Source organism: Nostoc sphaeroides (genome assembly GCF_003443655.1).
GTDB classification, from domain to species: domain Bacteria; phylum Cyanobacteriota; class Cyanobacteriia; order Cyanobacteriales; family Nostocaceae; genus Nostoc; species Nostoc sphaeroides.
On the sequence record NZ_CP031941.1, the window covers coordinates 6,306,848 to 6,330,082 of the forward strand.

Genomic DNA, 23,235 nt, shown 5'->3' on the forward strand with positions numbered 1-23,235 from the left:
AAGCCTTTTCGTTAGGCAAAGCTAATGAGGTAGTATTGGCTTATCTTCGTCTAAGGTTGGTGCTGGTATACCTAAATGCTTTCTTGCAGATTCTTCAGCTAACTTTCGGTCTTGCTCGTTATCAAACTGACTCTCATCTAACAAATGAGGATTTTTTGCCGCTTCATCTCGGCTTGGTTTATAGCCATTTTTCCACCTGTACTTCCAGTCCATAATTTGAAAGGCAGATATACTGCGATTTGATTACCTAGTTCTTCATAGTAGGCGGTTAATGGAACATCACACTCCTGCTATGGGTTGAAGAGGCTCATTCAGAGGGTGCAAATTTAACAGAGTTTTTGAGTAATAATACTCTATTGAGCAGGACTTGATAGATTAGTACGCTAAGACAAGTCATGAGTGGCGATCGCTGCTGGGTGTTATATAAAATTTTACAGTTGTAGAATTTGTTTGATTTTATATTTTTATTCAACAACCGATATGATAAATATTATTTTAGATATTGACGAAACACAAGACAATTATGCTTAAAGAACAGATTACACAAGAACTAGAAAAATTACCTGAACCTCTGTTACAGGAAATTTTAGATTTTGTTCAGTTCTTACAAGCAAAATACCATAAAGAGAAAACTTTAGAAATCACCATTATGAGTGAATCATCACTGCAAAAAGATTGGTTAAGACCAGAGGAAGATTCAGCATGGCAGGATTTGTAAAAGGAGATGTTGTTATTGTTCCATTTCCCTTTTCAGACTTAACTGAAACAAAACGCAGACCTGCTTTAGGGAACTCCAAAAAATAAATTATTCCACATTAAAGTCGTTGACTGTTGGCTGTTGACTGTTGACTGAAAAATCGTGAACCGTCAACGGTCAACAGTGAACAATAGCAATGGAATATTTTTTACTTGGAAGTCCCTTAGTTATTGCTACTCTTCAGGGTAATGACCTGATTCTTTGCCAAATTACTAGCCAATCTGTTGGCGATATCTATGCTATTCAACTGGATTACAGTGATTTTAGCTCCGGTAGATTAAATCAGCTAAGTAATATCAGACCAAATCGGATTTTTACTGCCGATAAACAAATTATTTTATATCAAGTAGGTCAAATAAAACTTGAAAAATTAACAGAGGTTATTAATAAAATTATTGAGATTATACAAGACTCAAGCCTGTAGTTTATCAAGTCTTTAACTAACTTGGACTGGTTTCATGGTTGCAGAATATCTCAGCGTCGGCTTTGTACCCTTCCCTACGAGACGCCAAGGGCGAACGGGATGCAAGCTATGTGCAACTGTGATTTTTAATCGTCAGGTATATTTGCTGATTGCTTTATCAAAAAGCCTGTTTACTTTCTCAAAATACTTAAATGCTTTCTCAAAAGAAGCTTTTGCTTTCTCAAACCCCAGTTTGCTTAATCATTTTAGTGTTTTCCGCAAGTAAAAGAAGCTTTTGCTTTCTCAAACCCCAGTTTGCTTAATCATTTTAGTGTTTTCCGCAAGTAAAAGAAGCTTTTGCTTTCTCAAACCCCAGTTTGCTTAATCATTTTAGTGTTTTCCGCAAGTAAAAGAAGCTTTTGCTTTCTCAAACCCCAGTTTGCTTACTCATTTCAGTGTTTTCCGCAAGCAAAATGGCATTTGACTTTCTCAAACCCCAGTTTGCTTACTCATTAACAAACCACAGAGGCGCAGAGGGCACAGAGTTAGAAAAAAAAGAGATGTTTAAGAAGTGTCTCACCAAGCGTTGTTGGCTTGACAGAGTAGTGAACTACCCAACACCCATCTGAGTACAGATAGGGTGTGGGCTTCCGGTTTCATTGACAAATGCCTTTCCCCCTTGCGGGTTCGTGGTCTTACTCCGCCTCGACTCGGCAAGAACGGGGTTCCCTCCGTCCAGAGATAATATCCGAATGCCTTCTGCTCTGATGTTCTGGCTGGCGTTTCCGTCCCTATCATGATGAGATTCACACTTCGGGCAATCCCACTCTCTGATATCTAGCGGCAACTCATCAACAACATGACCACAACATGAACAAGTTTTTGAACTGGGGAAAAATCTTCCAATCTCTACAAGTTGTCCATCAGTCGCTTCCAACTTGTAATCAATGAAGTTAACAAACATCCCCCAACCTACGTCGGATATACTTTTCGATAGCTTCCGGTTCCGTATCATTCCCTTGACGTTGAGGTTTTCAACGACAATAACTTGACTTTCATTAACCAACTTTCTACTGAGTTTATGCAGAAAATCTTGGCGGGAATTTGATACTCGTTCGTGAACCTTCGCTACTAGTTTTTTGTGTTTGTGTCTTGCTTTACTCCCTTTAACTTTACGGGCAAATTTTTTCTGCTTCCGGGCTAGATTTTTTTCGTGTCGCTTCAGGTGTTTAGGGTTGGAATACTTGGTAAATGCCTCTCCATCATGGACAATTGCAAAGTCCTTTAGCCCAAGATCAATACCGAGTATTTTATCTCCACACGTAGGATTTAATTCAACCTCTACCTCACACAAAATTGAGGCAAAGTACTTATCAGTAGCAGTTTTGCTAATGGTGACAGTTTTAATTATTCCCGAAACTTTTCTGTGAAAGACTGCCTTAACTTCACCAATCTTAGGAATCTTTAATTTATCACCTACAACGGTAATGCTTTGCGGATACTGAATAGACTGCTTATCAAATTTTGATTTAAACTTGGGAAACTTAGCCCGTCCTTCAAAAAAGTTTTTGTAAGCCTTATCTAGATTAATAGCTACGCACTGCAAAACTGACGAATAGCAGTCTTGCTAAAACCTACGGGTACTCCACTTTTAATTGAGGTAGTAAACCCTTGTATACAGTCATTTTTAATGACTTCCCAGTTTCTTCATAGTGTTGAACGCAAGCATTGAGTGCATAGTTCCAATACCATCTTGCACAACCAAACGATTTAGCTAGACTTTCCTTTTGCTCGGTTGTTGGGTATAGCCTGATCTTAACTGCTTTCAACACTTTTCATCACCTCCTTGTTATCTGATAATATCATAAAGTAGGTAATATGTGGGTACAAAAATGAAAACAGAATGGTTTAAAATGCGAATGAGTGAACGCAGATTAAATAAGTTAAGGCTATATGCAGCAGCGAAGGATACAACAATGACTCGCGTTGTTGAAGAATTTATTGACTCGTTAAAAATCCTAGAGAGAGGCAATTCGTCATCGACCAACATTGCTGATTAAACTGCGTTTAATACCGCTATGCCTGTGTATTCCTTATTGCCCAGAATTCATCCCACGCTCCCCTGAGTACAGGGTGAGACGTGGGGCTTCTTCTGCTTTTAGCTAAATTTGTCTTACTTAAAACTTTATGTCTTTATGGGTAGAGAGTTCTGAATTCTCACTCCTGATTTCTAAAATTTATGTCTAAAGAAATAAATACACAATTCACCTTACTATGCCTAAAAGTAGTATACATACACAACATTCACTCTTAACCAATATCTCTATGGATATAACTAAAAAACCTAATTTTAGGATAACTCCGTCTGTAGGCTCACGCAATTTAAACAAAAAAGGTTAATACTGAAAAATAACTTTACCACCATGAAACATGATTGTAATCAAAAATTACAGTTTAGGAAAAGCAAATAGAAAAAATAGTACAAACAATGGCAACTTTTACAGACCGCGATCAACAGATTCAAAAGCTGCATGAACTAATCAAAAATATTGATTATGGTATGTTTACCACAGTCGATGATGATGGCAGTTTGCATAGTTACCCCATGTCAAAAAGTGGTGAGATTAACTCTGAAGCTACACTCTGGTTCTTTACTTATGCTGGTTCTCATAAGGTGACTGAGATTGAACACTATAAGCAGGTAAATATTAGTTTTTCGTCACCCGAACAGCAGCGATACGTTTCTATCTCAGGTTCAGCAGAACTCGTAAAAGACCGCAACAAGATGCGAGAGCTATGGAAGCCGGAACTTCAAACCTGGTTTCCTAAAGGACTGGACGAACCCGATATTGCTTTGCTTCAGGTGAATATTAGCCAGGTTAATTATTGGGATAGTGCATCGAGTTTCAAACCACAAACAATTAGTTTTTTGACACCATCACGCATTTAAGATGACGCACACGGACGACCATCACCAGGGTTTTTAATCTCTTATCTCTGTGTTCTCTGTGCCTCTGCGGTTAAATAAATTTCAAACCACAGAGAGCGCTGAGATTATAAAAACTATATTTACTGCTATATATTACCGCTATTGGATCAAAATTATGCAAGATTGAACTTTGGTAGAAAGGGTTTTTTGAAGCCCTTGCTCAACTTTGCTAATCAGTTTATCAAAAGCCTCTTGATCTGCTGTCAATTGTTCTTGAAGAACTTTTTCTAACTCAGGTTTTATTTGCTCACACATATCATCGATTTTTTTGTCACTCAAAAAACTAGAACGAACCCAACTAGGTACATCCACATTTGTCTTGATTACTTCTTGAACACTCTTACGATTTAGCTCCATTCCTGCCGCCATAACCGAAGCGCCATATACTAGGGCGATAGGCCAGGTTAAATGTCCAGTTAATATTAGAGTGATGATGCTAGCTACAGTACCTCCACCAATTACTACATTGACAATAAAGCCCACTGTCTCAGCCAGAATAGCATCTCCAATTCGTAGCTCTGGGTTAACAAAATTTGGGTCAATACTATCCTGGAACCTTAAGCTGCTTCTAGGTATCTGAAACTTTCGACAGATTGGATCGGTTTGTGCGGCTAAATCTGGTTGGATTTTATTGCTAAACCAAGAAGCACATTGATTATTAATTATCTGCACGGCGCGTTCGCTTTTGAGCCACTGTTCTGCCCGACTGATCAAAGCTGTTTCCAAATCGGCTAAAGTTCGTATTTTGTTTTTTTGCCAATCTTTTAAAGCTGGTTTAACTGCGTTGACAATCAAGCCATCTGTCAAAGGGTTAGTTAATGATTCGATTAACTCCGGGATATGCCTTTGAATCAAACCTTTAAGCGTATTCGAGCTAAATAGTTTGTTGACTTCTTCCTTAAAAGCAGCAGCACGCAGATCCCATCTTCCTACTCGTGCTAAACCCAGTGCAATGCACCGTTCCGGTTCTGGATCGGGGCGAAGCAGCGTTTCTGGTTCGGGAAACATTTCTTGACAAAGCAAGTGCGTAAACTTCATGCGAGATGCACCGCCAGTCATCAGCAAAAGTTTCGGTACAATTCCAAGTTTTTCTAGCTTTTCTTTCGCCTCGGTTAAAGAGTCGCTAAACGATCGCACCCAACTATGATGCCCTAGTTCTGGTAAAGGCTGGTTTAAAATTTCCTCCATCATCAATTTATTGACTTGGGGAATAAAATAAATCTGTTCGTTAATCGACTCGAAGCCACGCGCAAAGGATTCAGGATCGCTGTATAGCTGTTCATTTGAAAAGTAATCTTCTTTAGCTTTGCGACAAGCAAGTTCACAACGAGCTTGGTGATGGGGATATTCCTGAAATACTTTTTCGAGTAATGCTTTTTGTTCGTGGTTGGCGAGAGTCCGGGCAAAAATAGCTTTGTCAATTAGGGATGCACCTAAAGTATTACTCCCGAAATCTATGGGTATCTCTTCTAAGCTCTTAACCAGAGTAAAATCTGTGGTTGAAGAACCAATATCGACAATTAACACCGATGCAACAAGTTTGTCATACTCCAACTTCCCGGCTTCTTTGGCTTGCATGAAAGCAGCCCGCGATTCGGGTACAACATTTATTTGGGGAATACCAGCTTCTTGAAGTAGCTTTTGGTATTCTATGCGATCGCTAATTGACCATCCTGAAGGGCAACCTATGTAAAAATAGCTACTTTCTCCACCTTCAAGTTGTTTGCTTTCTTTCAAAAGGCGGTAGTAGGTTGCTACAAAAGTGCTAATTGTTTCCCGATATTTGGGATCGTTGTTAGGTTTTTGCTTGAAAGAAATTGTTAGTTGGGTAACGCCAGCTTGAATTAATGCTTGTTCGCCGACAAGATAACCTAATTTAGGATGCCAACCAAGGGCTGTAATTTGGTTCTTCTTGTTATTAATCTCCAACATCTGGGGGGGGTCGATGCTTTCCACGATCGCTTTAGCTACAGCCGTTTCACCGTGCCCCAAATCAAAACCGATTGTTTCTAAAATTTCCATACCCTTATTGTCTATTATTCTCTAGCAGAGGAATACGCTGGTTCAATTACCCTACCGCGCCGAATTAAGCGATCGCCTTTTAACAAAGCCGGAGTTAAAGTTACATGATCTTTGGTATCGGGGTCGATACTTGGCTCAAAGTCAAAATAATTGCGATCGCTGTGCGGGTCATTTGGCCGATAAATTTGAGCGTTAATTCCCTGAGACATTAAAATCTGTGGTAGAAGTTTTGCAAGTTCATAAGCCATTTGGGGTTTATCAAGTTTTGATGCGCCCATTAGCCTTTGCAGAAAATTTAATAACTCTGGCAGTTCTTCTATTGCTAAGTCGCCTTCATGTTTATTCCATTCTTCTACTCTAGCTACTGCTAGGTCGATAGTGTTGAGAGCATCGCCAAGATGATCTAAAAATACTTTGCTATCAACCCGGAGCAGATGTTTAGGTAATTCCAATAGCTCTGAAGATATAGAATTTTGCTGGCTTTTTAACTCAAGTTGAAGCACAACTTCTACCCCTAGAAGTAGAGATGTTAGTAAGATAGCCATCCATGCACCTGGGCTAGTTTTAATTAAAGAGAACAACGAACCTAAGATGCCTATATAAATTAGTCCCTTTAGCAGTTTTAGGATTAATCTGCTGGAAAAAAGGTTTGTACTTGGGTTAGTAAATTGCTTTTGCTCTGTTGGATCAATTTGAGAATAGTTAGCCGCAGCAAGAGTAGCGATGGACTGCCGCAGCGTATCTAAGAAAAAGGAAGCCAGACGAATTTGAGCCAGATTAAGTTTTTCAATGTAAATTCTTTCGAGATTATCAAGTCGATTTTGAACCAACTTAACTATCTCCTCAATATTGGTTGTGTTATCAATATCTGTCTGAAGTTGGTTGCGTTCTTCGCTAAAAAGTGAACTGATAGTTTTCATTGCGTTGACTAAGACTTTAAAGTTACTAATAAGGTGAAATGAGCAGACAACTGCTTATTTAAACCTGTAATCTACATGATGACTGATGTAATTAATCTAAGTTGTGTAGTTCCAGTATTTTTTGGCTGGAAAATTGCGCTCAATGTTATCTAGAAATCTTGCATATAGTTGAGATCACACGTAGACTGCTGATGAGGCAGTTTCACTGGAGCCTTTGAAGGCTAACCATTGTCTAACCATTGATTGCAAATTACACCCATCAGAAGGAGGAGCAGAATGTTTATCTGCGTCATTGCAGACTACGGTACAGGAGATCCGGCATTTACAGAAGTCACACAACGTCTGCTGATGGCTTCTCCCCATGCCCAAATTCATTTGCTTTCGGTTCCAGCATTCAGTACCTTAGCAACGGGATTTTGGATTGCCCAACTAGGACTCAACCCAGGCCCTAGCGATCGCCTAATTTATCATAACTGTGCGCCTCGTCAAGATGATCCTGAAGCCCGTCGAGACAATGAAGGTGAAGGACTAACTTATGCTCTTTTATCCAATGGTGTAAAAGTAGTGGGTGTGAATGCAGGCTACACCCTCTCCTTTATCAAAGACCATACAAAGGAGTTGCGAGTAGTCAACGTTTCTCGTGGTGGTTCGCAGTTTCGCTCACGGGATGTCTTTCCTCCGGCGGCGGCGGCCATTATGAATGAAGATTTTAGCCTTCTGGGAGATAATCTCAAGAGTGAGCAAATCCCAGATGTTCCACCAGATCGAATTGCCTGGATTGATGGCTACGGCAACATTAAAACAACTATTGGGGCGCATACACTGAACTTGGAGCCTCAAAGCAAGATCGTAATCCGAATTGGAGATGTAGTCAGTGATGCAGTGTATTCTGATGGCAGCTTCAAAGTGTCTGAAGGGACTTTAGCTTTTGCTCCTGGTAGTTCCGGTTGGTCAAGAGGCGATTCAGGAGAACCATTGCGCTTTTTAGAATTGTTTCTGCGAGGAGGGAGTGCTTGGGAACGCTTTGGTCGTCCCCGTGTGAATCAGCAAGTAACTCGAATTGCTTGAACTATCTGCGCTTACCTGAAGGTTAACTAGCGAATACGGGAGTGTGTTGTCAGATAAGGTAATACGGTTCAGTTAAGGCTTAACTTTTTGTTAAAGTTAATTCTTTTAACGAACCGCCAAGAACGCCAAGAACGCCAAGGAAGAGAGAGAAAAATAAATTCGCTACATTTGTAGGGGCACAAGGCCTTGCACCCTTACGTAACCGGGACGCTTACGCGAACGCGCAGCGTCCCGCAGGGATGGGATATTTTTTTAACTTGAAGTCCCTTATCTGACAACACAGTTTATTTAAGCATTTCTTCCTTCTCTTTCTTCTCTTCTCTTCCTTGGCGTGCTTGGCGTTCTTGGCGGTTCGTTAAAAAATTTAGCTTAGGTATTGAGTAACTCTCACAATAATCCCCGATAGCGAATAAAAACCAAAATCACCGCCCACGAACCCAACGCGACTTTGACTGCAACCAAAATATTCAGCAAAGGGACAATCCCCCCACTCAAAAGTGCGCCCATTTCCCCGTGTGGTAACTCCACTCCAGCCAGAGTTATAGCCGCCAGTACAATGAAAACAAGAACCGAAACCTTCTCCCATGTAGCGGCGTGGTAGCGCTGGTAAATCTCTTGCATCCACTCCGGTGAGGAGGTAATGGCAATCAACCCGATCGCAGTTCCGCCCGCTACCCCAGCCGCAAAACCACCGCCAGGGCTGAGATGCCCCCTAATAGCTAGTTCAATACTTACCATCGCAGCAATAGTTGCTCCCAGACGCGCCAGCACAATGGATGGTTGATCGGTGAAACGATAGATCGCGCAGGACGGCTGTTCATTGGCTAGCAAAAAGTATGCACCCATAATTGCGATCGTAAATACCACCACCTCGAAGATCGTGTCATACAACCGATTCCTGAGAATGATCACTGTTACCGCATTGGGCATACCACCATCTTTAACAATCGATTCAACGATCGAGAAATCCGGTACAACTGGCGCTGAATTCGGCAAGACGAGCATTTTTATAAACAGCGCTATCCCTGCTGCAATGTAGATCCATTTCATTTATGCTTCTCCCCTTCAGCTGGTGTATTTACATAACTCAGGATTGTCGCTGGTGATGCAAGTTCGGTTTGCATAATCTCATAGATGCGTTTTACCCTAATGGCGGTGTGATAAAACTGTTTCTCGTCCTCACTGGTTGCGTGGCCTTGTTCTCGTCTGACACAAGTTGCATGGACTTCTTTATCCATCAGCGCCCGTTCCAAAGCTTGGGTATTTGGGTAGGGAACCAGTTCTAGACGCATCTGGCGTTTGCGAAAAATTGTGCGTAAGTCATCCATCAGTTGCCCAAAATGCTGTTCGTTATCTCCCTCGTCTTTGACCAACCCAAGACGCATTACTAAGGATGAACGCACTGCCACCGCATAAAGGGTAATTGCCAGCATAGTACCCACCAATGCTTCGGTTAAAGCAACATCTGGCGCTCCTAAAACCGCATATACCATTGCCGCCACCGCTCCCAATATGCCGCGAATTACCAGCGCATGGTATGGATTGACCTGAAATACCACCATACATGCAGCCAACGGCAACAGGGCAATGATGATATAGAGATAGCTATCGTTCATAGTTACCCTCGCTACTAGAACAGTAAGCCAATACATACCCCAGCACTGTATTCCAGATGGCTAAGGAGATGAGAGCGAGGATGAGCAGCGGCCATCTACTGGGTATCTTTAAGAGCAGCCCGATAATGATACTCATCGAGCCAAGGGTGTCTGCAACCGAAAGACTATGGAGTTTGAATAATAGCGATCGCTTGCCCAACAGAGGAAAGGTTCCCCAAAACCAGAAAAAAAGTCCTAAACTTATGCAGATATAACTAAAAAAGTCAATCATACTTCATTCATTCGTTTGATAACATGAGCAAGCAACATTAAGCCAGCATTTCCCACACTTAGGATAATGACTCCGACAACACCAATCATCCAATCATCACGGAAGACGGATACCACCAGGATCATGATTGAAGTTTTGGTGGCAAAACTAGCAAATGCGAGCATTTTTTGCCAAATATCATCATCTTGCCATGCCTCATACATGGGGATGAGCATTGCCAGAATCATGGCAATCAATACTAGATTCAGCATCATACTTTTCTCCTCCGTCGCACCCAATGTACTTCGTACCAGCCGGCTTCGTGGTATTTCAAAACAATGGTTTTTGGTGTAAAGGTAATTAAAAATATATCTAGGAATACAAGCCCTGGTGTACGTCCTGGTTTAACTCGTTCCATCGTTATCTCTTCGTATTTATGGGGGCGGAGGATGATTTGAAATGCCTCCATATACGCCTGTGGAATCGCTACTATAATTTCACCCAGCACACGCAGCCAATCTTTTAATGATTCCCTTGCTGTTTTACCACCCGGTAATAGAAGTGCGATGGTGATGCCAATGATGATATTTGCCACACTGAAATCGGCAGTGAGCAAAAACCAGATAGTCAGCCGCAATATTAGATTTAAATACCCAACCATGCAAATCCCTTCCAGAACAATAGGATTAAAATCAGACTCATGACACCGATTAAATGGTCAAATTGTTCAAGCACACGCGGCAGCTTGAGTATTGAGTGTTTAAAAATTAGTAAATACGCCAACCATCCAATGCCGATGGTTGCGAGGGGTTTAATGATATTCTCAACGGTATACGCCTCGTAATACGCAATATTAGCTAGGAACAGCCCACCGATTAACAGAATGATGGCTGCCCAAAAACCAGGCTTTACCTCTGCTTTTCCCCCACGCGGCAGAAATATGAATTTGGCAAAGGATATTGCTGTTCCAAGGGCGGCAATATTCATAGCGATCGCTTGCCAAGGCAGCAAATTCTTCGTTGTCAACACCTTCGCCCCAAAGCCGGACAGCAAGGGAAAACCGGATATTGAGAAGCTGGCTATAACTAAGGCAATCCAAACTGGGGCAGCGATCGCTTGATGTTGCAGTTCCTTGAAATTGCGACTTGGTAAAGCCCCGGTAATTAGAAAAAGCGCCGATTTTACCAATCCGTGTGTCAGCGCATAAAAACCACCCACGGACGGCGCAGCGAGGATAAAGCCCAACTGCGAAACTGTGTGAAACGCCAGCATCCGCTTGGTATCTTTTTCAAAGACTGCATAAAAAACTCCCAAAAGCGCCGTCCCAACTCCAAAGGTTCTTACTATCGGATCAACCTCTGCCACCATTAGCGCACACCGCACCAATGGATAGACACCAGCTTTTACCACAACTCCCGACAGCATCGCCGACACTGGCGTTTCCGATTCGGAGTGAGTCAAGGGCAACCATAATCCTGATACAAAAATTCCTCCTTTTGTCAAGAGTCCTAAAAAAATCAGGGCAAGGGCTTCTGGAGGTGCTACGCGCAAACCTTCAAAACTAAAGGAATGATGCGCCTGATAGACCAGCACCGCGCCAACCAGATAAAAAAGCATTGCCACGTTGCTGATAAACAGATAGCGTAAGCCAACCCAAATTGATCGGTCAGTCCGGGGATAGGCAATCAACAGAAACGCAGCAATACCACTCACCTCTAACGCCACGTATAAACTGATCAAATCCGCACAAGCAAACGCGGCATTGATACTGCCATGCAAAATGATCAGTTGCGCGTAAAAAAAAGCTGTCTTCTCGCTGTGCCAACAGTAGAGGATGACTGCTGCCGTCACCAGCGCATTAGTTAAGATAAAGTAGGCGCTTAATTGATCGACTGTTAAAATAACGCCAAAATTATCTAGTAACTGTAGTGTCAGTGGCGACTGAGTGAGAAATAGTTGCAACGCATATCCTGCGGAAGCGAAAGCTACAAACAGTGCGAGGTATTTGTCAAGTTTGGGGAGGAGATAAATGACGAACCCCAAAAACAACGGTAGTGCAATCCATGCGATCGTAATATTACTCATGGCGTGTTATTCTTCTCGATTTCGTTGCTTTCCAAAGTCGGATTATCTCGTGCCAACTTCATAACGCCGACTAGCATTAATGCCTGAATCGAAAAACCGATCACAATCGCCGTCAATATGACCGCCTGGGGAACCGGGTCGGCGTATCTGATATTTTTGACGTTGGAAATAATTGGTGTGAATAAGCCATTTCGTGATGCAATTAGCACGTAATAGGCGATAACCCCGGTACTCATGACATCCATAGAGATGATCTTCATAACAAGGTTTTTTTTAAGGATGATGCCGAAAAATCCGCAAAATATTGTTGCGAATATACACGCTTCTAACACGGAAATTACCTGTTGGATAAGGATTAAAAAAGAGGAAAAGGGGCAGGGAGCAGGGGGGATAAAACAGAATTGGGATTTGACATTTCGGCTACGCTCAGTGACCACTTCACCTGTAGCTTGCTTCCCCGCAGGGGTACGAGAACCACTAGTAGAGAAGGGGTGGGGTCATTTCCCCTTGCTCCCTGCCCCCTTCCCCCTGCCTCTTCATTTGCAGCGCTAGCCTATTACATTGGCTTTCTCTAAAGATTCTTTTTCTTCTGGCGATTGTTTGAATGCAAAGCGCAATAAAGGCGGTGCTAAGAAGGTTGTCAAAATCACCATAATAACGATCGCAGCTTGCAATGGTTTATCAAGGGTACCACTAGCTGCACCAATGGCGGCAAACACTAACCCAACTTCGCCACGGGGAATCATCCCCACACCAACCGCTAACCGATTAATTCCAGGTTGACCAAAAACCGCCCAACCTGTGACAACTTTACCGATAATTGCGATCGCAATTAAGAAGGTAGCAATAATTAATCCTTCTCGATTTCCTGGAACTAAAGGATTAAGAACGCCTAAATCAACTTTCGCGCCAACGGTAACGAAGAAAACTGGCACTAGCATATCAGCAACCGGTTTAACCTGCTCATCTAACTCTTTGCGTTTATCAGTTTCATCTAAAACTAAGCCAGCCGCAAATGCGCCTAAGATAGCTTCTAAATGAATGGCACTACCCAGAAAAGCCATGAAAAAGGCAAAGATAAATGCTGGGATAATTAAGTTGCCTCGCGTTTGCAATTTATCAGCAATGGCAACAAAACTTTGATTGAAATATTTGCCGAGAAGAATTGAGCCAATGAGAAAAACTGTAGCGCTGACAATTAGATAAATGACGTTGAAAATATCAACCTCACCAGTTTTAGCAAGACTCGCAACCACTGCCAACACTATGATGCCTAAAATGTCATCAATTACAGCTGCACCGACAATAATCTGACCTTCACGAGATTTTAACTGCCCAATTTCTGACAAAACTTTGGAGGTAATCCCAATACTAGTAGCTGTCAGCGCTGCCCCTGCAAAAATTGCTGGAATTACTGGCGCATGAAACAGTAAAATCAGCCCCGCCGTACCAGCCGCAAAAGGAACAGCTACCCCAACACAAGCAACAATTGTCGCTTGATAACCGACTTTCTGTAATTCTTTTAAGTCTGATTCTAGACCAATTTCAAATAACAGAATGATCACACCTAGTTCGGCAAGCACAGAAACAACTTCGCTCTGGCTTTGGAAGATTGATGTGACGGCATCAGGACTGAGGTTGTTAATGAATTGCAGGATAGTCATGATAATGGAGTCGCTACCAGCTGCTCCACTGTCAGGAAATACTACCAAATGGAGAGCAGAAGCACCCACAAGCACCCCACCAACTAATTCTCCTAATACAGGGGGCAAGTCCATCATTCTAAATAATTCGCCACCAATTTTACTAGCTAGATAAATGACTACTAAACTTAGCAATACTCCAGTCAGCACAATAGGAGCGTATTCCGCCTCGTTAGTTGTTGCTAGTAAAGGAGACTGTAAACCTGCGTTAAGAAAATTGAACCAGGTAAACGAATTAAGTATTGGTTCTGAAAAAATCATGTTTTTGCTTGTGTTTCTGATTCATTCCAAAATAATTTGTAATTCCTAGTTCGTAATTAATAATTAAATTACGAATTACGAATTACTAATTACGAATTACGAATAGGTGTCAGTGTAAGTACCAACGCCAGGATTATTAGCATAAGTTGCATGAGGATTAACTAAAGCAACGGCTTGTTTAAGTGCATCTATACGATCTACAAACATGTAATGCTCTGGTACAAACCTCGAAATGCCAAACTTGTAGGGTTTGCCTGTCCGAGAAAAGGAGCAATCTGCAAAATAATCAGAATCACGCCAATCCCAGACATAAACCCAGAGATCACGCTGTAAGGCATGAGGGTAATGTATTTACCCAACTTAAATATCCCAAAAAAGATTTGGTGGCGCGTCGTCTCAATTCAACAGCCCTCTGGACCACAGAAAGTTCTCCCGTACAGTACCTCTGCTTCACAGATATAGATAATGCCCGCATAATCGGTAAAAAACTTGATTGCGACCTGATCCGCAATCTTCTCTGCCATCTCCCGATTTTCGGTGAGTACCTCGAACTTTACATTTGAATCGGTGTCGGCAGTGTTGGGTTTACCCGTAGAGCGCACGTTGCGACTGCCTTTACCGCCAGTATCCACCACCGTATAACCAGTCGCCCCGGCTTCATCAATGATCTTGGCGACCTTTTTCAGCAGAATCTTTTCCGTGACGATGACGAGCTTGTTGGCACGCTTGGACATGTTGGTTACTTCCTTACATTCCTTAAATTATGTACATTGATTTACTTGGTCTGCCGGGTCAAGGGAGCGCTGACAGACCGCGACCGTCTGGGATTAGCCGCCGAGCGCCTGAGCAAGTCCAAGGAAGAACGGTATACACAAGCCGATCGCAACTGGCGTACCGACGGCTGTGGACGCGCCTATATAGGCGGAGGGATTAGCTGACGGGATACCGGCTCGCAACGTGGGCGGCCCTGAAATGTCCGAACTAGAGGAAGCGATGACAGCCAGAACCACGACACCGCCCATGCTGAAGTTCATGGTGTAGTGGGCAATCATGCCGAGACCGAAGGCGATTAGCCCATGCACAAACGGTGCTATCACACTATACACAACGTACCACTGGGCTACCTTACGCAGTTCGCCAACCCTTGACCAAGCTTCCATACCCATGACCAGCATCAAGATCGAAAGCAAGCCACGAAAGGCGGGATCGTAGAAGCTTTTATAGACACTTTCCGGGCGGGTGAACAGGCCAAGAGCGAGGCCTAACAACATTGCCGATAGGGCAGGGCCCCGGAGGCTTTCCTCGATGATCGGCCATATCTTGACGCGATTATCCCCATCTCCTTTCTGCTGGCTGAGATACTCCTGTCGGCTGCTGGGATAATCTTTTTGATCGGGATAATCGCCAGCCGCAACGAGCTGCTCGCTGAAAGACTCCTGCCCAATAGAGTAGGCTACTTCTTTACGCTTCTTCTTGTTGATGTAAATGTTAGCCACAACAATCGCAGTTACGAGGGCGGGGATATCCATGAAGGGATAGAGTGCGCCAGCCCATGCTTCGTATGGAATTTTTTCTTCTTCCAGTAGTGTCAGGGCGGCAGCCATAGTAGAGCCACTCACCGCACCAAACAACCCCCCTGTCGCGATCGCATCCACGGTTTTGACCTTCGGCAGCTTGGCTAATGTATAGCGTGCGATGAATACAACAACAATCCCTGTCACTACAGCAAAAGCTGCGGGTAACACCATATCCGCCAGGTTGGAATTGCGGATCGCAATTCCACCGGTCAGACCGATTTTGGTGAGCAGCATGAAGACGATGATCGTACAAATCGCCTCTGGAATTACCAATTCGCTCCCAAGGGCGGCAATGACCATCCCACCAATCAAAAACGCAAGCGTTGGAGACTGCAACTGTTTAACGAAGTCCATTAGAAAAAGGGACAAAAAATCCACGAATACCTCCTTACGCTTCCTCTGATGAGGAGTATTACAGTAAATGAACTTTAAAAAAGACTGATGCGCTTGACTCCTACAGCACAGGTGCTGTACAACAACCTGTAGAGAGGGCTTACGGTCATTGGCCCGGTCAGTTCAGAGATCAACGTTGGCGTACCGCTAAACAGGGCGGCAAAAAAGCCGACGCAAACTGCACCATAAAGACCGGCTACAGGCCCAGCACCGGAAGCAACACCAAATGCCAGCGCTAGAGGTAACGAAACCATCGCAGCAGTTAAACCACCGAATAAATCTCCTTGTAAATTTCTAAAATGGATTGTATTAGTCAATGACATACTGGGGTTTTGGTTACAAAAAATGCAAAAATTGTGTTTGTCAAAATTGCCAGCTACTTTGAGTAAGTTTGGTGTTTTATTGGCATGAAAAATTAGACAAAGAAAACTTTAATCCTTTGCAAAGAAGCAGACTCTAGCATTTTTCTACATGGCGACTCGTTAAATACGAATCTCCAATAAAAAGTACTGTGTCCAAAGATATTTCAAAAATTAGACTAAAAAAAACTTACATAAATTGCAAGTTTTTTTTTATCGCCAACTGTAATGCGAACAACAATAGCTTACAACGTTATATGTCAATTTTGTTCATTCACAAGCCTTAATATTAAAAAAATCTTAAATTGCTTTCATAGATAAAAGACTATGCTTGTTGACGACTAGCTTTGTTTGTATTAATCAATAAAATATGTAAAATTTATATTAATTATTATTTCAAAAATTCTTTGACGAAAATATAGTGGTTCTCGTAAAAGCGATCATAATATTTTAGCGTAAAGCGAGACACTCGGAAAAATGGTGCGATCGCTTAATATAAAAATATCCGCAACGCCCAGCCAACAGGTGAAAAGCTATGTCAGAAACTATCCTAGCTGCACCAGATATTCAACTCCCACCCACCCAAGCAGAATTACCCTACGATGACGGTATTCCAATGGAAAGCGCACGCCATAAAGCCCAGATGGACTTGCTCATCGATGCTCTGATACCTTGGTTGTCAGAACGAGAAGATGGGTTTATTGGGGGTAATATGTTCGTTTACTACAGTCTGGCGCAGGTGCGAAACAAAGACTTTAAAGGGCCAGACTTTTTTGCTGTGTTGGGAGTCCCTAAAGGAGAACGGCGCAGTTGGGTAGTGTGGGAAGAGGGAAAAGCACCAGATATAGTTATTGAGTTACTTTCTGACAGCACAGCCCAAGCAGACAAAAACTTCAAAAAGCTAATTTACCAAAATCAAATGCGTGTACCGGAATATTTTTGGTACGACCCTTTTAACCCTGATGATTTGGCTGGTTTCTCTAATGACAAAGGAGTTTATCAACCCATTGCCGCAAATGCTCAAAATCAGTTGGTGAGTCAATCTTTAGGGTTAGCATTGCAGCTTTGGCAGGGAAATTATAAAGGTATTAATGCTACTTGGTTACGCTGGGCAATGTCGTTAGGGGAATTACTGCCAACTCCTGAAGAAAAGGAACGCCAAAGGGCAGAACAAGAACGCCAAAGGGCAGACAAGGCAGAATCACAGTTATTACAAACTGCACGCAACTTACTTGAGTCTGGGATGACAGTGGAACAGGTAGCTAGGTTAACAGGTTTGATTGACATCCTCCCCACCCTACTTCGTTGAGGGTGGGGATTCCAAAGATCGCTCTCTGGGTTTCCTCTTTCCACGAGTTGACTTGCTTGAAGGAGTTTCCTCACTCAAGTATTGGTCAGTCTCTCCAGAGGCGTTAGTTCCGACGTGACCTGCCGTACTCAATCCTTTTTCTAATATGTTCCGCGCTGCGTTCCAATCCCTGTCTTGGGTATGCCCACAATGAGGACAAACATGAGTTCTGGTTAAGAACGTCTTTTTGACAACCTCGCCACAGTTAGAGCAATTCTGACTGGTGTAGTGAGGTGGAACGGCAACCGTGACCACACCAAACACCTTACCGAAATACTCAACCCAATCACGAAACAACGACCACGAAGCATCACTAATAGACTTAGCCAAGGGGTGATTTTTCACCATATTCCGCACCATCAAATCTTCATACGCCACAAGGTCGTTAGACCTCACCACGCACCTTGCTGTCTTAACGGCAAAGTCTTTACGCTGGCGACTTACTTTGAGGTGTTTCCGTGCAAGTTTATTTCTAAACTTAATTCTGTTTTGAGAACCTTTTTTAGTCTTAGACATCCGGCGTTGCAACCGCCTCAAAGACTTCTCACTCTTGCGAAGATGTCTAGGATTGGGGACTGTCTCTCCGTTACTATCGGTGTAGAAATGGTTCAGTCCAACATCAATACCAATAGTTTTTCCTGTTGGTTCTCGTCTTTCAACTCGCTCTTGGTCAATGCAAAATTGGCAATAATAGCCATCTGCACGACGTACAACCCGCACCCTTTTAAACTGTTTAAGCTGGTAGAAATGCAGGTCACGAGTTCCCCAGAGTTTAAAGGTTCCTGCCTTAAATCCATCCGAGAAAGTGATATACCTGCGGTCATCAGAAAGTTTCCATCCACAGGTTTTGTACTCAACAGAACCATGCGTTTGTTCTTTCTTAAACTTTGGAAATCCCTTTTTCCCTGGTTTACCTTTTTTGCAGTTATCAAAGAACCGAGCGATTGCAGACCACGCCCTTTCAGCACTGGCTTGTCTTGCCATTGAGTTCAGCTTGTCAACCCAAGGAAACTCAATACTGGCTGCAAGTACAGCGCAAAATTTATTTAGGTCATAGCGTCCAATGCCCTTATTGTCCATCCAGTATCTCAGGCAGCTATTACGCACAAAACGAGCAGTACGAATCGCTTCATCAAGCGCTCGATACTGCTCGTTTTGTCCTTCAAGTTTTGCCTCAAATACGATCATTTATGTCTATTCTTGCTACATAAATAGTAGATCATGATTGTCAAAAACTCAACTACCTTCTTCCCTAATTTCGCTTACGCTCAATTTTGGTCAGAAGGTGTTTCGTTTTTGACCGCTTTACATCCACGAACTACGAAGCGTTGAGGCAGGGGTATTACAGCGATTTGATAAATCTGAAATAGAAATGTAGAATTCAGGAGTCAGAATCAAGACGCTCGATAGCGCTGCACTGAGTTTCGACTGCGCGGTAATCGAGCGAAGTCGAGATTCAACTACCGCGCAGTCGTTGTGTCATACAGAATAGCTTTCCTGTATTCTGACGACTGACTCCTGAATTCTGTTTGATAAAATTTGTAGGCTAGCATATCTGCCTACAAACGTGGACACTCACCACTCAGTAGTGCTTGGGTGATTTCATTCAACGACTGTTACTGAAGCCCCTTCATTTGCTGGAGGTACACCGGGTAATTCAAGACAGTATCCAGCACCATAGACTGTCTTGATATAGCGGGGATGGCGAGGATCTGGTTCTAGCTTGGTTCTCAAGTGGCGAATATGGACTCGAATCGTTTCTATGTCATCATCAGGATCGTAGCCCCAAACTTCTCTGAGGATTTCGCTAGGAGAAACCGTTTGACCGTGGCGTTGCAATAAGCAGTGAAGTAACTCAAATTCCAAGTGAGTTAATTTCACCGTCTCATTGAACCATATTGCCTCAAATCTTTCGGGAACGAGGGTTAATGAGCCATAGTTGAGAATCTCACTGTGCTTTGCGGCTTGGGGAATCCGGTCAGTCCGCCGCAAAAGTGCCCGCACCCGCGCTAGCAGTTCTTCAACTTCAAAAGGCTTGGTGAGGTAGTCATCTGCGCCAGCATTGAAGCCTTCCACCTTGTCCTGAGTTTGGCTCAAAGCCGTCAACATTAACACGGGAATCTCAGAGGTGCGATCGTCGCGGCGCAGGCGTTGGCAAACGGTAAACCCATCTACTCTGGGCAACATTAAATCGAGCATGATCAAGTCTGGTTGAAGCTGGAGAGCCAGCGCTTGACCTTTGATGCCGTCTTCAGCTTGACTAACATCGTAGCCAGCCATTTCCAAGTTGACGGCAACTAGTTCTGAAATCGCTGGGTCATCGTCTATGACAAGAATCCTCGGCATTCTTAAAAATTATTACTACTTATTAAGGATAATTAACAACCTTTGATAGATACAAAGATTTTTGAAACGATTCTAAAAAAGTTTTTAAATCTTACATAAATATTAAGATTAAATGACTGTGAAATCAAGACTCAACTACATGAAATCTTATAGTCTATGATGTGTTATACCCCCCCCTACAATCCGTCTTGGTTTTTACAAAACGGTCTAATGATGACTGTATACACCGCCTTGTGGGGAAAACGTAACTGGCAAAGCACTACTAAAGACCCAGAACCGTCTTATCACGAAAAAATCTTTGTTGGTGGCCAAGGTGTGCCAATTTTTGGCTTGGTTGCCATCCCAGAAAATGCTCATAGCACGATTATCGGTACTTATGGCATTACTGGAGAGTTAGAGACGGAATGGTATTTGAGAGTGCTAGCACGTAAAGCCTACGCTCAAGGATACGCTGTGGTGTTATTTGATTGGCGGGCCCACGGCAAAACGGCCGAATTGTCCCCAACTCTCACCTCTGATGGTTTGTATGAGGGGGAGGATTTTGTTCGCATTGCGGCGGCTGCTAAGGAAATGGGATGTCCTGGGAAATTTTGGTTTACAGGATATTCTTTAGGAGGGCAATTGGCATTATGGGCGGTGAAGGTTGCCGGTCAGGTGATTAGGGAGTATAGAGATTTAGGACTGGAAGATAGCGATATTGGTGGTGGTATGGTGATTTGTCCGAGTTTGGATTCACAGCGATCGCTATCTTATCTAGTTACGAAGCCCTTCGGCAGATATTTGGAAGCGGGGATTGCCCAGAATTTAAAAAAACTGGCATGGCGAATTCATGATGCTCATCCTGGAAGCATTGACCCAGCAGCGATTGAACGGGCGAACAGTATTTGGGGTTTTGACAATGAACTGGTAATTAAGCGACTAGGTTTTTCTTCTGTGGAAGCATATTACCAAGCTAGTAGTGCTTTACAAATATTGCCGCAAATCTCAAAACCGACTTTGATTTTATATGCTGCTGATGACCCACTTTTTGACCCAGCCATCATACCGGAATTAGAAGAAGCTTGCGATCGCAATCCTGCAATAGATTTGTTACTCACTCAATACGGCGGTCATGTTGGCTATTTGAGTAGTAAAGATTGTCAGCGCCAAGTCAACGATTCTGATCTTTGGTGGGCATGGAATCGGGTTTTACAATGGTTAGAGAAACAGCGTAATTCGTAATTTGTCATTTGTCATTTGTCATTAGTTTTCACAAAATCTCAAATCAAAAATTGGTATAAGGTTAAGATGGAATTTGTGTAGCAATAATATGGAATTGTCATCTGACTAGGAAGAATATATTGATGATATCTGACTCTTTTAATTTGCCCCCTCTATTACAACAAGAAGCTCAAAGATGTGCTGTAAAGCTTGGCGTTTCTCTTGAGCAATTTATTATCTCAGCTGTAGCTGAAAAGGTCGAGATTTTAGCTGAACATCATGACAATCCTGTATTTACTGAACTTACTTATCGTCGGGGTGCAGGTGGTTTAGCAGTGCCAATACTGCATGGAACTGGCTTGCGGGTGCAGACTTTGGCGATCGCAGCTCAAAAATGGGGATTATCTGCCGAGCAAATTGCTGCTGAGTATGATTTGAGTGAAACTCAGGTAAATGCAGCCCTGGCTTTCTATGCTGCCCATAAGCAAGAAATAGATGAGGCGATCGCGTCTGAAGTAGCTCTCGAATCAATTCACAATGTCTAAGCCTCTATTACATTTAGATGCTGATACATCAATTAAAGCTTTACCGAGTTATCCGTGCCGGGAAAGCCCCTAAATTCTATTTATGGGGGCACATCAGGGGCGAATTTATTCGCAGTGATACTTCTCTATTGTGATATAATTACGTTAGTGTATTCAACGTAATGATGCTAGTATTTGAGGCAAAATTGGAAGGAACAAAAGAACAGTACCAATCGCTTGATCAAGCGATTAGAACTGCCCGTTTTGTTCGCAATGCTTGTCTTCGGTACTGGATGGATAACAAGGGCATTGGGCGATATGACCTGAGTAAATTTTGCGCTGTTCTTGCTGCTAACACCGAGTTTCCTTGGGTCGCCAAGCTGAACTCGATGGCAAGGCAAGCTAGCGCTGAAAGAGCGTGGTCTGCTATTGCTCGATTTTTTGAGAACTGCAAGAAAAGCAAACCAGGGAAAAAAGGTTATCCACGATTCAGGAAAGAACAGACAAATGGATCTGTTGAGTACAAGACCAGTGGGTGGCGGCTCTCTGAAGACCGTAGATACATCACTTTTTCGGATGGTTTTCAAGCAGGAACTTTTAAGCTTTGGGGAACTCGTGACCTGCATTTTTATCAGTTGAAGCAGTTTAAGCGCATTCGCGTTGTGCGTCGTGCAGATGGTTATTATTGCCAGTTTTGCATCGACCAAGATCGAATAGAAAAACGACAGCCAACTAATAAAACAGTTGGGTTAGATGTTGGTTTAAACTATTTCTTAACTGATAGTGATGGAAACCAAGTTGAGAATCCCAGACATTTAAGAAAGTCGGAAAAATCGCTTAAACGGTTGCAACGTCGTTTCTCTAAAACTAAAAAAGGTTCTCAGAACCGGACTAAGTTTAGAAATAAATTAGCCCGTAAGCACCTCAAGGTAAGTCGCCAGCGTAAAGACTTTGCTGTTAAGACGGCAAGGTGCGTAGTGATGTCTAACGACATCGTGGCATACGAGGACTTGAAGGTGCGAAATATGGTGAGGAATCATCACTTAGCCAAGTCAATTAATGACGCAGCGTGGACACAATTTCGGCAATGGGTTGAATATTTTGGCAAAGTGTTTGGTGTGGCAACTGTTGCAGTTCCACCCCACAATACAAGTCAAAATTGTTCTAACTGTGGCGAGATTGTCAAAAAATCCCTTAGCACTAGAACTCATTCTTGTCCTCATTGTAGGCACACCCAAGATCGGGATTGGAACGCGGCGCGGAACATACTTGAGATCGGACTCCGTACCGTGGGGCACACGGGAACGTTAATCGTCTCTGGAGACATCGACAAGAGCACAGGTGGGGAAACTCCTCTGGATAAGCCGAGTCGTGGAAAGAGAAAACCTAAGAAGGCAACTTCTTAGAATCCCCG

The 23,235-nt window shown here is 43.0% G+C and carries 26 protein-coding genes and 2 pseudogenes; 9 read left to right on the forward strand and 19 right to left on the reverse strand.

What is annotated here, in order from left to right; genetic code table 11:
- Positions 1-21: 21 nt before the first annotated feature.
- The gene (locus D1367_RS28155) at positions 22-213 is read right to left on the reverse strand and encodes a bromodomain-containing protein (RefSeq protein ID WP_118170286.1); all 192 of its coding nucleotides are present in this window, start codon (positions 211-213) and stop codon (positions 22-24) included.
- A gap of 310 nt (positions 214-523) precedes the next feature.
- On the opposite strand from D1367_RS28155, the gene D1367_RS28160 reads away from it, so the two are divergent.
- From D1367_RS28160 to D1367_RS30225, 3 genes are all read left to right on the forward strand, one after another.
- Entirely contained in the window at positions 524-718 is a 195-nt protein-coding gene (locus D1367_RS28160) for a DUF2281 domain-containing protein (protein ID WP_228674709.1), read from the forward strand.
- A 175-nt stretch (positions 719-893) separates the two neighbouring features.
- The gene (locus D1367_RS28170) at positions 894-1,181 is read left to right on the forward strand and encodes a type II toxin-antitoxin system PemK/MazF family toxin (RefSeq protein ID WP_118170290.1); all 288 of its coding nucleotides are present in this window, start codon (positions 894-896) and stop codon (positions 1,179-1,181) included.
- A 34-nt stretch (positions 1,182-1,215) separates the two neighbouring features.
- Positions 1,216-1,446: a hypothetical protein gene (locus tag D1367_RS30225; protein ID WP_147337402.1), complete on the forward strand. Its 231-nt coding sequence runs from the start codon at positions 1,216-1,218 to the stop codon at positions 1,444-1,446.
- A gap of 324 nt (positions 1,447-1,770) precedes the next feature.
- Here the strand turns inward: D1367_RS30225 and D1367_RS28175 are convergent, their stop codons facing one another.
- Positions 1,771-2,766, reverse strand: coding sequence for an RNA-guided endonuclease InsQ/TnpB family protein (locus D1367_RS28175; protein WP_228674708.1), 996 nt, complete (start codon positions 2,764-2,766; stop codon positions 1,771-1,773).
- Between the two features lie 28 nt (positions 2,767-2,794).
- Complete coding sequence (locus D1367_RS32510; protein ID WP_228674707.1) at positions 2,795-2,992, reverse strand: helix-turn-helix domain-containing protein; 198 nt, start codon at positions 2,990-2,992, stop codon at positions 2,795-2,797.
- Positions 2,993-3,648: 656 nt separating this feature from the next.
- Between D1367_RS32510 and D1367_RS28180 the strand changes: the two genes are divergently transcribed.
- Complete coding sequence (locus D1367_RS28180; RefSeq protein WP_118170293.1) at positions 3,649-4,110, forward strand: pyridoxamine 5'-phosphate oxidase family protein; 462 nt, start codon at positions 3,649-3,651, stop codon at positions 4,108-4,110.
- A 138-nt stretch (positions 4,111-4,248) separates the two neighbouring features.
- On the opposite strand, the gene D1367_RS28185 is transcribed toward D1367_RS28180, so the two are convergent.
- Both D1367_RS28185 and D1367_RS28190 read right to left on the reverse strand, forming a co-directional pair.
- Positions 4,249-6,171, reverse strand: coding sequence for an Hsp70 family protein (locus D1367_RS28185; RefSeq protein ID WP_118170298.1), 1,923 nt, complete (start codon positions 6,169-6,171; stop codon positions 4,249-4,251).
- 14 nt (positions 6,172-6,185) lie between these two features.
- Complete coding sequence (locus D1367_RS28190) at positions 6,186-7,091, reverse strand: hypothetical protein (RefSeq protein ID WP_118170302.1); 906 nt, start codon at positions 7,089-7,091, stop codon at positions 6,186-6,188.
- A 276-nt stretch (positions 7,092-7,367) separates the two neighbouring features.
- Between D1367_RS28190 and D1367_RS28195 the strand changes: the two genes are divergently transcribed.
- Entirely contained in the window at positions 7,368-8,159 is a 792-nt protein-coding gene (locus tag D1367_RS28195) for an SAM hydrolase/SAM-dependent halogenase family protein (RefSeq protein ID WP_118170307.1), read from the forward strand.
- Positions 8,160-8,546: 387 nt separating this feature from the next.
- On the opposite strand, the gene D1367_RS28200 is transcribed toward D1367_RS28195, so the two are convergent.
- The 12 genes and pseudogenes from D1367_RS28200 to D1367_RS28255 form a co-directional block, all read right to left on the reverse strand.
- Positions 8,547-9,209 carry a Na(+)/H(+) antiporter subunit B gene (locus D1367_RS28200; protein ID WP_118170312.1) on the reverse strand — a complete coding sequence of 221 codons (663 nt, stop codon included), beginning with the start codon at positions 9,207-9,209 and terminating at the stop codon, positions 8,547-8,549.
- Positions 9,206-9,775: a DUF4040 domain-containing protein gene (locus tag D1367_RS28205; protein WP_118170316.1), complete on the reverse strand. Its 570-nt coding sequence runs from the start codon at positions 9,773-9,775 to the stop codon at positions 9,206-9,208. The genes D1367_RS28200 and D1367_RS28205 overlap by 4 nt, the downstream gene beginning before the upstream one ends.
- On the reverse strand, positions 9,765-10,046 hold the full coding sequence (locus D1367_RS28210) for a monovalent cation/H(+) antiporter subunit G (RefSeq protein ID WP_118170321.1): 282 nt from the start codon (positions 10,044-10,046) through the stop codon (positions 9,765-9,767). Before D1367_RS28210 ends, D1367_RS28205 begins: the two co-directional genes overlap by 11 nt.
- On the reverse strand, positions 10,043-10,300 hold the full coding sequence (locus D1367_RS28215; protein ID WP_118170325.1) for a hypothetical protein: 258 nt from the start codon (positions 10,298-10,300) through the stop codon (positions 10,043-10,045). The genes D1367_RS28210 and D1367_RS28215 overlap by 4 nt, the downstream gene beginning before the upstream one ends.
- Positions 10,297-10,686: a Na+/H+ antiporter subunit E gene (locus D1367_RS28220; protein ID WP_118170329.1), complete on the reverse strand. Its 390-nt coding sequence runs from the start codon at positions 10,684-10,686 to the stop codon at positions 10,297-10,299. The genes D1367_RS28215 and D1367_RS28220 overlap by 4 nt, the downstream gene beginning before the upstream one ends.
- Positions 10,671-12,110, reverse strand: coding sequence for a cation:proton antiporter (locus D1367_RS28225; protein ID WP_118170333.1), 1,440 nt, complete (start codon positions 12,108-12,110; stop codon positions 10,671-10,673). Before D1367_RS28225 ends, D1367_RS28220 begins: the two co-directional genes overlap by 16 nt.
- Positions 12,107-12,442, reverse strand: a complete 336-nt coding sequence (locus D1367_RS28230) for a cation:proton antiporter subunit C (protein ID WP_069073515.1) — start codon at positions 12,440-12,442, stop codon at positions 12,107-12,109. The genes D1367_RS28225 and D1367_RS28230 overlap by 4 nt, the downstream gene beginning before the upstream one ends.
- Before the next feature lie 216 nt (positions 12,443-12,658).
- Positions 12,659-14,074, reverse strand: a complete 1,416-nt coding sequence (locus tag D1367_RS28235; RefSeq protein WP_118170337.1) for a cation:proton antiporter — start codon at positions 14,072-14,074, stop codon at positions 12,659-12,661.
- Positions 14,075-14,319: 245 nt separating this feature from the next.
- A pseudogene (locus D1367_RS28240) lies at positions 14,320-14,457 on the reverse strand (SulP family inorganic anion transporter); the annotation flags it as partial.
- Positions 14,458-14,475: 18 nt separating this feature from the next.
- Positions 14,476-14,808 carry a P-II family nitrogen regulator gene (locus tag D1367_RS28245; protein WP_109011849.1) on the reverse strand — a complete coding sequence of 111 codons (333 nt, stop codon included), beginning with the start codon at positions 14,806-14,808 and terminating at the stop codon, positions 14,476-14,478.
- A 93-nt stretch (positions 14,809-14,901) separates the two neighbouring features.
- Complete coding sequence (locus D1367_RS28250) at positions 14,902-16,029, reverse strand: sodium-dependent bicarbonate transport family permease (protein WP_118170342.1); 1,128 nt, start codon at positions 16,027-16,029, stop codon at positions 14,902-14,904.
- 116 nt (positions 16,030-16,145) lie between these two features.
- Positions 16,146-16,367, reverse strand: a pseudogene (locus D1367_RS28255) (SulP family inorganic anion transporter); the annotation flags it as partial.
- Between the two features lie 571 nt (positions 16,368-16,938).
- Between D1367_RS28255 and D1367_RS28260 the strand changes: the two are divergent.
- On the forward strand, positions 16,939-17,712 hold the full coding sequence (locus tag D1367_RS28260) for a Uma2 family endonuclease (protein ID WP_118170346.1): 774 nt from the start codon (positions 16,939-16,941) through the stop codon (positions 17,710-17,712).
- Here the strand turns inward: D1367_RS28260 and D1367_RS28265 are convergent.
- Together D1367_RS28265 and D1367_RS28270 are read right to left on the reverse strand one after the other, a co-directional pair.
- Positions 17,701-18,939, reverse strand: a complete 1,239-nt coding sequence (locus tag D1367_RS28265; RefSeq protein ID WP_118164787.1) for an RNA-guided endonuclease InsQ/TnpB family protein — start codon at positions 18,937-18,939, stop codon at positions 17,701-17,703. The genes D1367_RS28260 and D1367_RS28265 overlap by 12 nt on opposite strands.
- 414 nt (positions 18,940-19,353) lie before the next feature.
- Entirely contained in the window at positions 19,354-20,097 is a 744-nt protein-coding gene (locus tag D1367_RS28270) for a response regulator transcription factor (RefSeq protein ID WP_118170349.1), read from the reverse strand.
- 156 nt (positions 20,098-20,253) lie between these two features.
- On the opposite strand from D1367_RS28270, the gene D1367_RS28275 reads away from it, so the two are divergent.
- The 3 genes from D1367_RS28275 (at position 20,254) to D1367_RS28285 (ending at position 23,227) form a co-directional block, all read left to right on the forward strand.
- Positions 20,254-21,318: a YheT family hydrolase gene (locus D1367_RS28275; RefSeq protein WP_118170353.1), complete on the forward strand. Its 1,065-nt coding sequence runs from the start codon at positions 20,254-20,256 to the stop codon at positions 21,316-21,318.
- 122 nt (positions 21,319-21,440) lie between these two features.
- Positions 21,441-21,842, forward strand: coding sequence for a DUF433 domain-containing protein (locus D1367_RS28280; protein WP_118170357.1), 402 nt, complete (start codon positions 21,441-21,443; stop codon positions 21,840-21,842).
- A 164-nt stretch (positions 21,843-22,006) separates the two neighbouring features.
- Entirely contained in the window at positions 22,007-23,227 is a 1,221-nt protein-coding gene (locus D1367_RS28285) for an RNA-guided endonuclease InsQ/TnpB family protein (protein ID WP_118165656.1), read from the forward strand.
- Positions 23,228-23,235 lie beyond the last annotated feature (8 nt).

Excerpts from the sequence above, each read along its gene's own strand:
- D1367_RS28190 (WP_118170302.1), bottom strand. The coding sequence starts at position 7,091 with ATGAAAACTATCAGTTCACTTTTTAGCGAAGAACGCAACCAACTTCAG.
- D1367_RS28180 (WP_118170293.1), top strand. The coding sequence starts at position 3,649 with ATGGCAACTTTTACAGACCGCGATCAACAGATTCAAAAGCTGCATGAA.
- D1367_RS28260 (WP_118170346.1), top strand. The coding sequence starts at position 16,939 with ATGTCAGAAACTATCCTAGCTGCACCAGATATTCAACTCCCACCCACC.
- D1367_RS28170 (WP_118170290.1), top strand. The coding sequence starts at position 894 with ATGGAATATTTTTTACTTGGAAGTCCCTTAGTTATTGCTACTCTTCAG.
- D1367_RS28195 (WP_118170307.1), top strand. The coding sequence starts at position 7,368 with ATGTTTATCTGCGTCATTGCAGACTACGGTACAGGAGATCCGGCATTT.
- D1367_RS28155 (WP_118170286.1), bottom strand. The coding sequence starts at position 213 with ATGGACTGGAAGTACAGGTGGAAAAATGGCTATAAACCAAGCCGAGAT.
- D1367_RS28210 (WP_118170321.1), bottom strand. The coding sequence starts at position 10,046 with ATGATTGACTTTTTTAGTTATATCTGCATAAGTTTAGGACTTTTTTTC.
- D1367_RS28270 (WP_118170349.1), bottom strand. The coding sequence starts at position 20,097 with ATGCCGAGGATTCTTGTCATAGACGATGACCCAGCGATTTCAGAACTA.
- D1367_RS28235 (WP_118170337.1), bottom strand. The coding sequence starts at position 14,074 with ATGATTTTTTCAGAACCAATACTTAATTCGTTTACCTGGTTCAATTTT.
- D1367_RS28225 (WP_118170333.1), bottom strand. The coding sequence starts at position 12,110 with ATGAGTAATATTACGATCGCATGGATTGCACTACCGTTGTTTTTGGGG.
- D1367_RS30225 (WP_147337402.1), top strand. The coding sequence starts at position 1,216 with ATGGTTGCAGAATATCTCAGCGTCGGCTTTGTACCCTTCCCTACGAGA.
- D1367_RS28265 (WP_118164787.1), bottom strand. The coding sequence starts at position 18,939 with ATGATCGTATTTGAGGCAAAACTTGAAGGACAAAACGAGCAGTATCGA.
- D1367_RS28285 (WP_118165656.1), top strand. The coding sequence starts at position 22,007 with ATGCTAGTATTTGAGGCAAAATTGGAAGGAACAAAAGAACAGTACCAA.
- D1367_RS28220 (WP_118170329.1), bottom strand. The coding sequence starts at position 10,686 with ATGGTTGGGTATTTAAATCTAATATTGCGGCTGACTATCTGGTTTTTG.
- D1367_RS28245 (WP_109011849.1), bottom strand. The coding sequence starts at position 14,808 with ATGTCCAAGCGTGCCAACAAGCTCGTCATCGTCACGGAAAAGATTCTG.
- D1367_RS28275 (WP_118170353.1), top strand. The coding sequence starts at position 20,254 with ATGATGTGTTATACCCCCCCCTACAATCCGTCTTGGTTTTTACAAAAC.
- D1367_RS28205 (WP_118170316.1), bottom strand. The coding sequence starts at position 9,775 with ATGAACGATAGCTATCTCTATATCATCATTGCCCTGTTGCCGTTGGCT.
- D1367_RS28215 (WP_118170325.1), bottom strand. The coding sequence starts at position 10,300 with ATGATGCTGAATCTAGTATTGATTGCCATGATTCTGGCAATGCTCATC.
- D1367_RS28200 (WP_118170312.1), bottom strand. The coding sequence starts at position 9,209 with ATGAAATGGATCTACATTGCAGCAGGGATAGCGCTGTTTATAAAAATG.
- D1367_RS28280 (WP_118170357.1), top strand. The coding sequence starts at position 21,441 with ATGATATCTGACTCTTTTAATTTGCCCCCTCTATTACAACAAGAAGCT.
- D1367_RS28160 (WP_228674709.1), top strand. The coding sequence starts at position 524 with ATGCTTAAAGAACAGATTACACAAGAACTAGAAAAATTACCTGAACCT.
- D1367_RS28185 (WP_118170298.1), bottom strand. The coding sequence starts at position 6,171 with ATGGAAATTTTAGAAACAATCGGTTTTGATTTGGGGCACGGTGAAACG.